The sequence below is a fragment of the Acinetobacter junii CIP 64.5 genome (genome assembly GCF_000368765.1).
GTDB classification, from domain to species: Bacteria; Pseudomonadota; Gammaproteobacteria; order Pseudomonadales; family Moraxellaceae; genus Acinetobacter; species Acinetobacter junii.
The window spans coordinates 160,711-173,975 of the sequence record NZ_KB849653.1 but is presented as its reverse complement, the minus strand read 5'-3'; the positions used below and the strand labels follow the sequence as shown (position 1 = coordinate 173,975).

Below are 13,265 nucleotides of genomic sequence, written 5' to 3'. Positions count from 1 at the left end.
AGCTTATGCAACTCGAGTCGGTTCAATTTAAACATGTCGGAATGTTCCGAGATTTAACTGTTGAATTTCACCCTGCACAACGCCCAATTACCTTAATCCTTGGGGATCAGGCGACAGGCAAAACCACAGTTTTAAAAAATATTTACCAAGCCCTGACTTGGTTTTCAGCACGTTTCAAAGATATTCGAACCGCAGGCGTAGTGATCTCTGATCAAGATATTATGCTGACTCGACTTCAAGCAAAAGTTCAAGTCAACGTTAGAATCAGTTCTGAGTTAAATGGTGCTCTTGCTGAAAGTAGTTCTGCTCTAGAAACAGATACGCATAGTTGCTCATGGAAATTATTTAAAACATTTAATAGTCAAGGCGTTGGTATCAGTCAGGTTGAAACTCAACAACTAGATCAAGTGGTGAATCTTTATCAGAAAACCAGCCTGCAAGATCCTTTGTTCGGCTTACCCCTGATTGCTTACTACCCTGCTGAACGCTTCGTCCAAGAAGTCAATCTACAAAGCAAAAATGTTCCAGGTATTTTGCAAGAAATTGCGGCATATGATTTAACAGCACTTCCCTACACAACCTTTGCACGTTTTTTTGAATGGTTACGAGAAATCAGTGACGTGGAAAATGCGCACTCTGCTCATATTGTTCGACGCTTAATGGGGAATGATTTCAAACAACAAAATCAGTCTGAAGTTTTACAGCAGCTTCAACAAGAACTTGCCAATCATCCCAAACAACTGTCTGCACCAAACTTATATGCTCTAAAAAAAAGTCTACACACAGTTTTTCCAGAAGTTACTGATTTATTTATACAATATGTACCAAAACTGCAATTGATGGTGCGCTACAAAGAGCAACTCATTCCATTTCAACAATTATCAGCCTCCCTCAAAACATGGATCGCACTGATCGGTGATGTGACACGTCGCTTATGTTTACTTAACCAACATTGCTTCGATCCTTGCTTAGAAGGTGATGGGATTTTATTAATTGATCAGGTTGATCATCAACTTGATCAAAATTTCTCAGCAGAAATTCTACAGCGACTACATCTTGCATTCCCTAGACTACAAATCATCGTAACAGGTAACCGAGATGAGCTTTTAGAACATGCGCTTGATTATCAATGTTTACGTTTGGATGCCAACGAAATCTACGAAATCAATCTTGCACAATCTCAAAACCAACTCTCGCAACTTTATAATCAACTGGTATGGAGTGAAGGAACTAACGTTGCTCAAACGCATAATTTGTTAGAAACAGAAACTCTTGTAAGTAAAGTGGATGAGTTATTTCATCAAATACAGGAACTTAATCCACAAGAAAAAACTGATTTATTCAATCTGTTAAAAATAGATGATACCCCTCAAGAGACTTCACTTTAATTGATTGTTTTGGTGAACGATTTTTGGCTTTTGAGTTGCTAGAATGTTGTTACTTCATGTAATACCATCGGGTTTTTATTGATGTTTTATAGTAAGATAAAAGTCATTTTTTATTTTCAAGTTGTGCAATACAACTTGCTGCCTCCGTTAACTTGATTGGGTTTCGAGATTTGAAACTTTGGCAATCTCTTTGAATGCCTGTGAATCTTGGAAGAAAATTCACCCTTAGGTCCTTTGATCTAAATCATCGACATGGATACCAGTGTGCTACCGATTATTATCTTATTACCGCTTATACTCGGCACCACCCTTGTCTCACAGCTGCAACGTTTTTCACGTGGTGTGACGGCACTAGGGGCGATAGGCATTAGCCTGAGTTGTTTTTTATTACTGCTAACTCAAGCAGAAACGGTTCTTCAGGGCACACCGCTCGTACAAAGCTGGGACTGGCTTCCGCAATTTGGGATCAATCTAAGCTTTCGTTTAGATGCTTTAGGTTTATTGTTTAGTTTACTGATTAGCGGTATCGGTACGCTTATTTATATTTATGCTTATTATTATTTAAGTCCTAAAAATTCGTTAGCTAAACTGTATCAACTTTTGATGTTGTTCATGGCAGCGATGCTCGGGATTTCACTCTCAAACAACTTGATGATCCTTTTAGTTTTTTGGGAGCTTACCAGTATTTCATCATTTCTTTTAGTGGGTTACTGGAGTCAGTACGATGCCGCTCAACGTGGTGCACGTATGGCTCTCACCATTACGGGGATGGGTGGATTAGCGATGCTAGGTGGATTTGTTCTTTTGGGGCAAATTACAGGGACCTATCAAATCGATCAACTGGTGTTGATGAAAGATGAAATTCAACAACATGCCTTATTCGTTCCGACACTATTATTAATTTTATTAGGTGCATTTACCAAAAGTGCCCAGTTTCCATTCCACTTTTGGTTACCAAATGCGATGGCTGCACCAACGCCTGTTTCTGCATATCTACATTCAGCGACTATGGTAAAAGCAGGTATTTTTCTACTTGCTCGTTTAGCACCTATTTTTATTGGTGCTGCGCTTTATCACAATATCGTAACTTTTGTTGGTCTGTTTACCTTGTGTATGGCAGCAGGTTTTGCGATTTTCAAAGAAGATCTCAAAGGTTTATTGGCTTATTCAACAATTAGTCATTTAGGTTTAATTGTTTGTTTACTTGGTATTGGTTCTCCTCTTGCTGTAGCAGCCGCAATCTTCCATATCATTAACCATGCCACCTTCAAAGCTGCATTGTTTATGCTAGCTGGCATTATTGATCATGAAAGCGGCACACGAGATTTACGCAAGCTTAGTGGTCTTTGGCAATTATTACCATTCACTGGCACATTAACTATGATCACAGCTGCCTCAATGGCAGGTGTTCCACTGACCAATGGTTTTATTTCCAAAGAAATGTTCTTTACCGAATTGCTCGCTAATTTGTCAGGACCAGTGATGGTCATTTCAGCTATCGTTGCAACTTTGGCAGGCATATTTGCAGTCAGTTACTCGATTCGTCTAGTTCACGGGGTGTTTTTCGACGGCGAGCTTGGGAATCAAGTACCGAATAAAGATGCGCATGAACCACCTTTAGGTATGCGTTTACCTGCAATTTTTCTTGCGACTTTATGTATTTTAGTCGGTATTTTCCCTGCCCTTCTTGCAGGTACGATGGTCAACAGCGTGACACGTGCCAGTCTCATGCAACCAAATTTTGAAGGGACACATCTCGCGATTTGGCACGGCATCAATGCTCCATTGCTAATGAGTGTGGTTGCATTAATTGGCGGTGCAATTTTCTATTTTAGCCTCGCCAAAGATGGTCGCATTCGTAAAATCGATTTAGATCCGTATTTAGGCAAGTTTCAAGGAAAGATTTTATTCGAGTTATTCCTTAAACATTTATTATTGAATAGCCGCAAAATTAAGCAAAAAACTGAAAATGGTTCATTACAAAGCTATTTGCTCTGGATCGTTTTGTTCAGCATCATCATGGTCGCCTTACCTTTGTTCAATCAAGGTTTAACCACTGGTACTAGAGAACTTACACATGCACCTTGGGTCGCAATCGTTCTTTGGCTTACTCTATTCTCAGCATGTTGGATGATGCTATGGTTCCATCATGAACGTATCAAGGCCGTGTTAATCAGTGGAGCCGTTGGTTTAGTCGTAACCATGGTTTTCGTGACTTTATCCGCTCCAGATCTTGCATTAACTCAAATCACAGTTGATGTCGTCACCACTGTATTGCTCCTGATGAGCCTATCTTTGCTTCCGCAATTGACACCATACGAATCAAGTCGCCCACGTCGTTGGCGTGATGCAAGCTTGGCAATTGCTGGAGGTTTTGGCATTGGTTGGATTACATGGTTAATCCTAACCAGAGACCATAATTCTATCTCTTGGTTCTTCTTACAACAGTCAATCCCATTAGGCGGTGGCTCAAATGTTGTCAACGTGATCCTCGTTGATTTCCGTGGTTTCGATACTTTTGGGGAAATTGCAGTACTTGGTATTGCTGCAATCGGCGCCCTATGTCTAATGGATGGTATGCGTGCTCATGGTACAACCATGACGCAAGGTCTTAGCTATCGTTTTAATCCGTCACCGTTAATGTTACGTATTACTGCTTCATGGGTACTTCCTCTTGCATTAGTGGTTAGTGTTTATATTTTCTTGCGTGGTCATAACTATCCTGGTGGTGGCTTTATTGCAGGATTGATTACTTCGATGGCATTGATTATTCAATATATCGTTTTAGGTCAAGATCAGGCAGAGCAAATGATCAAAGCTAAATCTGGTCGCCTTTATGAGGTATGGATTGGTTCTGGACTCACGATTGCAGGTTTAACAGGGATTGCCGCTTGGTATTGGGCACGTCCATTCTTGACCAGTGCTCATATTTATGTTGATCCTCCGCTTCTAGGCAAAATGCATTTAGCTTCTGCGGCTGCATTTGATTCAGGCGTATACATCACTGTTGTGGGTGCCACGATGCTGTTAATTTCAGTTTTAGGTGACTCTCGCCACTCAAGTATGTCGGGTCCAATCCCAAGTGGAGATAAATAAAATGGTAAGTATTGAATTTTTACTCGCATCGGGAATTGGATTACTAACTGCAACAGGCATTTATTTGATTTTGCGTGCAAGGACATTTCCTGTCGTTCTTGGACTTGCCATGATTGGTTATGCGGTGAATTTATTTTTATTTGCAATGGGCCGCTTACAAGTCAACGCGCCTGCAATTTTAACTGAAGCAACCAAAGTAACCGATCCACTTCCTCAAGCATTAGTTTTGACAGCAATTGTAATTGGTTTTGCAACAACCGCATTTATTGTGCAATTGGCGTTACGCAGTCGTTATGAGTCTGGTACGGATCATGTTGACTCCAAAGAGGAACCAACCTTGACATATGACCCACGCGAGGATGAGCCATAATGTTCAATTTTTCAAATTTTTGGCTAAGTCACGCTCCAATTTTTAGTATTTTAATTCCCGCATTTACAAGTTTCCTTCTATTAATTTTAGGAAATCCTGGTTCTGGTTCTTTAAAACAAGATTGGCGTCAACCATGGCGACGGAGTATTAGTTTAGGTTCAGTCACTTTGGGGCTGATTACTGCAGTGAGCTATTTACTGTTAGCGAGCACAGGTCAGATAACGGTTTATCAACTCAGTGAGTGGTCTGCACCTTTTGGTATTGTTTTAGTCTTAGATCGACTTTCAGCTTTCATGCTGGTATTAACTTATGGTTTGGCGCTCCCTGTACTTTGGTATGCCAGTGATAATTGGGATACTCGTGGTCGCTATTTCCATGCAATGTTCCACTTCCTACTCATGGGATTATCTGGTGCATTCTTAACAGGTGACTTGTTCAACCTATTCGTATTTTTTGAAATCTTGTTGATGGCATCGTACGTATTATTACTGCATGGTCAAGGTCGTCCTCGCTTTCAACTTGGCGTTCATTACGTCACGATTAATTTACTTGCCTCGGCGCTTTTCCTCATCGGTTTAGGCATGATCTATGGAAGTGTCGGTAGTTTAAACATGGCTGATGTCAGCCGTCTTGTCCCTACCCTAGACAATGATCAGCACAAACTCGCGATTGCTGGTGGTTTTTTATTATTCGTTGTCTTTGGTATCAAAGCCGCAATGTTGCCCGTGGGTTTTTGGCTACCGAAAACATATGCTGTAGCGAGCACGCCTGTTGCAGCGATTTTCACAATCATGACCAAAGTAGGTATCTATGCCATATTACGTGTCAATGGAACGGTATTCGATGATGCGATGGCAAAAGACATCTTAAAGCATGTCTTACTGGTTATTGGATTAATTACATCTCTATATGGTGTAATTGGTGCGCTTGGAGCAGATCGCTTACGTCGTTTTGTTGGGTTTATGGTGCTATCGTCAATTGGAACATTACTGATTGCGATCGCTATGCTAAACACCCAAGCTTGGGCAGCAGGTCTTTATTATTTAGTGCATAGTACATTAATCGCTGCAGCATTTTATCTATTCTGTGGCTGGATGACTTCACAACGTGGCGAGTTTAAAGATCATTTAAAAATCGCACCCAAAATAAAGCAAGAAAAAGCAGCTGCATTTACCTATTTCACCATCGCACTTATGATGGCTGGATTACCTCCGTTTAGCGGTTTTTTAGGTAAAGTCTTTATTCTTCAAGCAACAGCTGAAACAGCTTATCAAGGTTGGATTATTGCTGTGATTCTAGTTGTCAGCTTACTGAGTATCATCGCATTAACACGTGTAGGTTTTATTCTGTTCTGGCGAGCGACCTCACCTGAAGACAATCCTGATGAAGCAGCATTTGCTACTTATCAAGATTTACCTGAAAAAGCACCTAATCGTAATGACACCGTGATTTATGTCATTTTATTCGGCTTGATGAGTTATGTCGTTTTTGCTGCGCCAGTACAACATTATATGACTGCGACCGCTCAGCAAATTCAGAATCATGCACTTTATAATGAAGCAATATTAAAACTTGATGATCAAGGTCGCCCTATTAGCGTACAACCTTATGATCCTAGCTATTTGCCAGAAACGAAATATGGTGGTGAAGTAGAAGATCATAATGCCCTGTTGATTCCAAATGTGATTTCTAAACCAACATTGCAAGGTGAGCACATTTCGGAATACAAACAACGTCAGATTGCAGAGCAAACTCTTGAAGCACCGACAATTCCAAATGCCAGTCAACTAAAACCGATGGAGGAACACTAACATGCAAAAAATCACTTTGCTTGATCGGTGGTTTCCACACCCATTTGTTTCATTTATGGTATTTCTCAGTTGGTTAATGTTGTCAGGAAGCGTTGAACTATCGACATTATTTCTAGCAACCTTGTTAGCCATTATTATTCCACGATTAGTACGCCCTTTTATCGCACGCACACCACATATACATTGGATACCTGCTATCAAATTATTCTTTGTTGTGTTTTGGGATATTGTAATTTCAAACTTTCGTGTTGCACGAATGGTGCTTGGACCGATAGATCACTTACAACCTAAATGGTTTCGAGTGCCGCTTGAAACGGAACATGAAGAAGTTAATACATTACTTGCGATGATCATCACCACAACACCAGGTACAGTTTCAGCAGGTATTGATCAAGAGCGAGGTGATATTCTAGTTCATGCACTCAGTTCAGATAATGCAGAACTTGATATTCAAGAAATCAAAAATAGATATGAAACACCTTTATTGGAGATTTTTAATGTCAAGCCAATGCAAGGAGTAGAACAATGACAATCTTGCCTTATGCTCTTGGTATTTGCTTAATTGCGATTACGATCTCTATGTTTCTTTGCCTAATTCGCTTAATCATAGGACCTTCAGTGATTGATCGATTATTGGCGTTGGATACGCTTTTCCTGAACGCGACTTGTCTGATTATCGTTTTAGGTGTGTATTGGGTCAGCACGAATGTCTTTGAAGGCGCACTACTGGTTGCCATGTTGGGCTTTGTGTCAACTGCGGCACTTGCTCGTTACTTTACAACGGGTCATGTGATCGATTAAGGAGATATATCATGCAATTTGTTTTTGAAATAATTATTTCCTTCTTTTTGATTTTTGGTGCATTTTTTATGCTGGTGGGTTCCATCGGCATGATTCGTTTACCTGATTTATTTATGCGCCTACATGCACCCACAAAATCAAGCACACTAGGTTTAGGTAGTTTCTTAATCGCTGCGATGATCTTTGGTGCAACTCAAGGAAAGTTTGGCTTTGCAGAATTACTTATCACTCTATTTATCTTTATCACAGCGCCAGTTTCAGCCAATTTGATGGCTCAAGCTGCGATACATTTACGATTACGTTCTATGAGTGGTGATGTGCCAGAAGCATTAAATCGTCCTCTACCGTGGCAACGTTATCGTCGTACAGCAAATAAAGAAGATCAGAACTAAATCTTGTGATTTAAACAATATATTCTCATCATAAAAAAGCCACCCGAAGGTGGCTTTTTTAAATTTATTCTTTATCTTCTTGCCCTTGTTCAGGCAGATCCTTGACAGCTTCCGCGATCAAACCAAACATGTAGTTACCATATGCATTGGTTTTATCATAATGGAAACGCAATCTAGGGGTAATACGTGTCTTAATACGACGACTTAGCTCATGACGCAGGAAACCAGATGCTTTATTTAATACATCTAAAGTTTCTTTATTTGCTGCTTCACTTTGCTCATCACCAAGCTCACGCCCCATCACGGTTACATAAACTTCAGCATATCCTAAGTCAGCACTGACTTTGACCGCAGAGATGGTCACCAGACCACCTAAGCGTGGATCTTTAAGCTCCTGACGGATCAACTCTGACAACTCACGTTGTACTGAATCCGCCATGCGCTTTAAGCGTTGGCTACCAGCCATTAAAGACTCCGTTTAACCAATTGAACATCATAAACTTCGATTTTATCAAGTTCTTTGATGTCGTTATAACCTTTAACCGCAAGACCACATTCCATACCAGCACGGACTTCTTCTACTACATCTTTATAACGACGTAATGACTCAAGCTCACCTTGGAATACAACCACATCATCACGTAAGACGCGGATTGGTTTGTTACGGTGGATTACACCTTCCATTACCATACAGCCTGCAGCAGCACCAAACTTACTTGAACGGAACACTTCACGAACTTGAGCAACACCCAAGATTGTTTCACGATGTTCAGGAGCAAGTTTACCGCTCATTGCTGCTTTCACGTCATCAATTAATTGATAGATAACGCTGTAGTAACGAATGTCGATACCATCTTGGTCAGATTTTTGACGCGCTGTGTTATCTGCACGAACGTTAAAGCCTAATAATACAGCTTCAGAAGATTCTGCAAGAGTAACGTCAGATTCTGTAATCGCACCAACACCTGAACCAATTACACGTACTTTCACTTCATCAGTAGATAACTCATCAAGTGCAACATGTAATGCTTCTAAAGTACCGCGTACATCAGTCTTAAGTACAACATTCACAGTCGGAACATCTTTCTTACCCATAGACGCCATGATGTTTTCAAGACGCATAGAGCTTGCACGTTCAAGACGTTTTTGACGTTCACGATCTGCACGAGCATCAGCAACTTCACGTGCTTTCTTCTCGTCATTTACGACTAGAACTTCATCACCCGCCATAGGTGCTTCAGGTAAACCTAAAATTTCAACTGGAATTGATGGTCCAGCCGAAGTAATACGTTGACCATTCTCATCTGACATCGCACGTACGCGACCATAAGATGAACCAGCCAATACAAGATCACCAATATTCAAAGTACCGTTTTGTACTAGGATAGAAGTAACTGCACCACGACCTTTATCAACACGCGCTTCAATTACTACACCTTGTGCCGCACCTTCTGCTGAAGCTTTAAGCTCCATCAATTCTGCTTGGATCAAGATAAGGTCAAGTAAGCTATCGATACCTGCACCTGAATGTGCTGATACTTTTGCAACTGGAACATCACCGCCCCATTCTTCAGGCACGATACCTTTTGTAGTCAACTCATTAAGTACACGGTCAACGTCAGCTGATTCTTTATCCATCTTGTTGATTGCAACAATAATCGGCGTACCCGCTGCACGAGCATGATCAATCGCTTCCGCTGTTTGTGGCATTACACCATCATCAGCAGCAACAACTAGAACCACTATATCTGTTGCTTTCGCACCACGAGCACGCATAGACGTAAACGCTGCGTGTCCAGGTGTATCTAGGAAAGTAATAATACCTTTCTCAGTTTCAACATGGTAAGCACCAATGTGCTGAGTGATACCACCCGCCTCGCCAGCTGCCACTTTAGAGCGACGAATACGATCTAATAATGACGTTTTACCATGGTCAACGTGACCCATAATTGTTACAACAGGCGGACGAGTTGTTTGCTCACCACGTGCTTCTTCAGCAGCTTCAAGTAAGTTGTCTTCCGCTTGAGTATCAGAAACTAGAACTGGATTATGACCCAACTCTTCGACGACAAGTACAGCTGTATCTTGATCGATTGCTTGGTTCTGAGTAACTAACTCACCCATTTTCATGAGTGTTTTGATTACTTCACGGACTTTAACTGCCATTTTTTGAGCAAGATCAGCAACAATGATTTTCTCACCGATCTCAACATCATAAATCTGCTTCTTAACAGGTTTTTCAAAACCATGTTTATTCGCTTGGCTCGTTTTCAAACCACGCTTGTGATGGCTCTTACTGAAACTTTGCTCTGCTTGAGCATCGCCACCACGACCGCTTTTCTTACCAGCACGCGGATTTGCAGTTGCACCACCACGTTTGATTTCACGGTCTTCTTTGTTGAATGAATCTTCATATGCTTGACCAACAAGACCAGCAGCTAAAGGAGAGTCATCAATCACGCGAATCGTAGTCGTAGCATCATCATTTGAATATTTTGATGCCATTTTACGCATTTGCTCAAGTGTACGCTGTTGTGCTTCTTCAGCAGCTTTACGACGTACAGCTTCTTCAGTCGCTTTTAACTGAGCCGCTTGAGCTTCACGAGCTTTTTTCTGTTCTGGCGTTTCTGTTGGCTTAACAACAGGTGCTTTAATAATCTTGTCGCTGTTACGTTTTTTAACGACAACAGCTGTTTTAGCTGGTGCTTGTGTTGAACTGTCAGAAGTATGCTCTGCACGCATTGCTTCTAAAGTGGCATTAGCTTTTTGCTCAGCACTATCACGGGCTTTCTGTTCAGCTTCAACACGTGTTTTTTGTTCAACACGTACTTTCTGATCAGCTTCAGCTCGCGCTTTTGCTTCTGCTGCAAGTAACTCAGGGCTCGGTTTCGCAAATACTTGTTTTTTGCGCACTTCAACATTAATGTTTTTAGCTTTACCCGATGTACTTGTTACTTTAGCAGTACTCGTTGTTTTACGTTTCAACGCAATTTTTCCTGTGTTACCACTTTCCTGACCGTGTACTTTTTTCAAATAATTGACCAAAGTATCTTGCTGTTCAGTGGTAATAATGTCATCTGCTTTACGCTGTGGTAGACCTGCATCGCGAACCTGCTCTAGGAGTTTCTCTACAGGACGTTCTACGCTGAGCGCTAACTCTTGAATCGACTTGTCCGTCATCTATTATCTCCTAATTAAACCATGATTCACGTGCTTTCATAATTAACTGACCTGCTTTGTCATGACCTAAACCTTCGATATCTGAGATATCGTCAGTCGCTTGGTCAGCCAAATCATCAATCGTAATCACACCACGCGCCGCCAATGCATATGCAATCTCAGTCGTCATACCTTCCATACCGAGAAGTTCTGCACTTGGCTCTTGAATATTTTCTTGCTGTTTTAACGCATCCGTTAATGCAGCTTCTTTCGCACGACTTTGTAACAATTCAACTAAATCAGCCTCAAGCTCGATTTCATCAAATGTTTCAGCTGGAACATAAGCAATTTCTTCTAATGAAGTAAAGCCCATCTCAACCAATGCCATTGCTAAATCTTCATCAATATCAAGACGAGAAACAAACATATCGAGATATTGTTGAGCTTCATTTTGCTGACGAGCACGATACTCTTCTTCTAACATCATGTCGAGTTTATAACCCGTCAATTCAGATGCCAAACGAACATTTTGTCCTTGTGAACCAATCGCACGCGCCAATTGATCATTGGTCGCAAAAATGATGTCTGCACTGCGTGCATCTTCATCTAATACGATACCAGATACATCTGCTGGCTCTAAAGCACTTGCGATATATTGCGCTGGATCATCAGACCACACCACAACATCGATACGCTCGCCATTTAACTCTTGTTGTACTGCTTGAATACGTGTACCACGCATACCAATACAAGCTCCAACAGGATCAATACGGTGGTCGTTAGTTTTCACTGCAATTTTAGCACGAACGCCTGGTTGACGTGCTGCTGCTTTAATCTCAATGATTTCTTCTGAAATTTCAGGAATTTCTTTTTTCATCAATGCAATCAGCATTTCTGGACGTGAGCGAGACAACAAAAGTTGTGCGCCACGACCTTCACGATTCACGCTATATAAAATTGCATTGATACGTTGTTTAGGACGCAAAATTTCTTTATGGATCGTTTCTTCACGCGCCAAGTAAGCTTCTGCATTGTCGCCTAGATCAATGATAAAGCCATCTTTCGTTTGCTTTTTCACTTCACCGTAAATCAACTCACCGACTTTCGATTCATAAGCATCAGCAACCAATGCACGCTCAGCTTCACGAATCTTTTGTACAATCACTTGTTTTGCGATCTGTGCAGCAATACGACCAAACTCGATTGACTCAACTTCAAGTTCGCGCACATCACCAATCGACCATTTCGATGGATCTACATCTGAAATTGCATCTTGGCAAGCTGGCATTTCATGATCTTCATCCGCAACAACTGTCCACTGACGAAAAGTGCGGTAATCACCTGTTTTACGATCAATCTCAACGCGAAGTTGAGCTTCTTCTGAATGTGTACCTTCGTAAAACTTTTTCTTCGTTGCTGCAACAAGGGCTTGCTCTAACGCTTGGAAGATCGCTTCACGACTAACACCTTTTTCATTACTAACCGTTTCTGCAACGGTAAGAATTTCGCGGCCCATAAGTCACCTACCGATTTCTTATAAAATTAAGTTAATATTAGTCTTGATAGATTAAATTTGCTTTATCAATGTTATTGCTATCAATTTCAAGCACGTGTTTACCTTCCACTTCAACTTGGATCAGTTCATTTTCCAAATCTACAGAAAGTAATTTCGCCTGAAACTTACGACGGTTTTCGACGGCAGCAATCAAGCGTAAAGCCACTTGTTGTCCAATATATGCTGGTAATTGATTTAATTGAAAGAATGGTCGATCCCAACCAGGTGATGATACTTCAAGAGCATATTCACCAGAAATAGGATCATGAACATCAAGCATTGCACCCACTTGTTGTGTAACGAGCACACAATCTTGAACGCCAATACCACGCCCTTGTTCTAATTCACCATCTTCATTCAGAATAGGTTCTGCGTTCTCATCGACAGGTTTATCGATATAAATACGTAATAAAGAACGCTTTCCTTGTGGAAGGAATTCAATCCCCCACAGATCTACACCACACGCAGCTACAGCTGGCGCGATAAGATCATGCAATGCTTGAGATTTATTTGATAATTTCATTTACTCTCGTCGCTCTCATGCGAGCCAATCAATCTTAACCGTATAGTGAAGCACGACTATTTGACCAATTGATGTCGAACACTACACGATAGCTAAACAACCAATAAAAAAGGGCGTAAATCGCCCCTATGTTACACAGAAAAGCATTGCCCACTGTGCAAAAAGGCCCA

Annotated in this window: 11 protein-coding genes; 7 read left to right on the top strand and 4 right to left on the bottom strand. The window is 41.1% G+C overall.

What is annotated here, in order from left to right; translation table 11 throughout:
- Positions 1 to 5 precede the first annotated feature (5 nt).
- From F948_RS00830 to F948_RS00800, 7 genes are all read left to right on the top strand, one after another.
- On the top strand, positions 6 to 1,388 hold the full coding sequence (locus tag F948_RS00830; protein WP_004958629.1) for an AAA family ATPase: 1,383 nt from the start codon (positions 6 to 8) through the stop codon (positions 1,386 to 1,388).
- A 252-nt stretch (positions 1,389 to 1,640) separates the two neighbouring features.
- Positions 1,641 to 4,484, top strand: a complete 2,844-nt coding sequence (locus tag F948_RS00825; RefSeq protein ID WP_004958628.1) for a monovalent cation/H+ antiporter subunit A — start codon at positions 1,641 to 1,643, stop codon at positions 4,482 to 4,484.
- Position 4,485: 1 nt separating this feature from the next.
- On the top strand, positions 4,486 to 4,854 hold the full coding sequence (locus tag F948_RS00820; protein ID WP_004876507.1) for a Na+/H+ antiporter subunit C: 369 nt from the start codon (positions 4,486 to 4,488) through the stop codon (positions 4,852 to 4,854).
- Positions 4,854 to 6,665: a monovalent cation/H+ antiporter subunit D gene (locus tag F948_RS00815; protein ID WP_004958626.1), complete on the top strand. Its 1,812-nt coding sequence runs from the start codon at positions 4,854 to 4,856 to the stop codon at positions 6,663 to 6,665. The genes F948_RS00820 and F948_RS00815 overlap by 1 nt, the downstream gene beginning before the upstream one ends.
- A gap of 1 nt (position 6,666) precedes the next feature.
- The gene (locus F948_RS00810) at positions 6,667 to 7,194 is read left to right on the top strand and encodes a Na+/H+ antiporter subunit E (RefSeq protein ID WP_004958624.1); all 528 of its coding nucleotides are present in this window, start codon (positions 6,667 to 6,669) and stop codon (positions 7,192 to 7,194) included.
- Entirely contained in the window at positions 7,191 to 7,466 is a 276-nt protein-coding gene (locus F948_RS00805) for a monovalent cation/H+ antiporter subunit F (RefSeq protein WP_004916826.1), read from the top strand. The genes F948_RS00810 and F948_RS00805 overlap by 4 nt, the downstream gene beginning before the upstream one ends.
- An 11-nt stretch (positions 7,467 to 7,477) precedes the next feature.
- On the top strand, positions 7,478 to 7,858 hold the full coding sequence (locus F948_RS00800; protein WP_004916830.1) for a Na+/H+ antiporter subunit G: 381 nt from the start codon (positions 7,478 to 7,480) through the stop codon (positions 7,856 to 7,858).
- A gap of 64 nt (positions 7,859 to 7,922) precedes the next feature.
- Here the strand turns inward: F948_RS00800 and F948_RS00795 are convergent, their stop codons facing one another.
- Genes F948_RS00795 through rimP form a run of 4 tightly spaced genes read right to left on the bottom strand, consistent with a single transcriptional unit; the run spans position 7,923 to position 13,095 of the window.
- Positions 7,923 to 8,324 (bottom strand): ribosome-binding factor A, encoded by a 402-nt coding sequence (locus F948_RS00795; RefSeq protein WP_004916834.1) that lies wholly within the window; start codon positions 8,322 to 8,324, stop codon positions 7,923 to 7,925.
- On the bottom strand, positions 8,324 to 11,038 hold the full coding sequence (gene infB / locus F948_RS00790; protein WP_004957499.1) for a translation initiation factor IF-2: 2,715 nt from the start codon (positions 11,036 to 11,038) through the stop codon (positions 8,324 to 8,326). Before infB ends, F948_RS00795 begins: the two co-directional genes overlap by 1 nt.
- A gap of 10 nt (positions 11,039 to 11,048) precedes the next feature.
- Positions 11,049 to 12,533 carry a transcription termination factor NusA gene (gene nusA, locus F948_RS00785; protein WP_004916840.1) on the bottom strand — a complete coding sequence of 495 codons (1,485 nt, stop codon included), beginning with the start codon at positions 12,531 to 12,533 and terminating at the stop codon, positions 11,049 to 11,051.
- Between the two features lie 37 nt (positions 12,534 to 12,570).
- Positions 12,571 to 13,095, bottom strand: a complete 525-nt coding sequence (rimP, locus tag F948_RS00780; protein ID WP_004916844.1) for a ribosome maturation factor RimP — start codon at positions 13,093 to 13,095, stop codon at positions 12,571 to 12,573.
- Positions 13,096 to 13,265 lie beyond the last annotated feature (170 nt).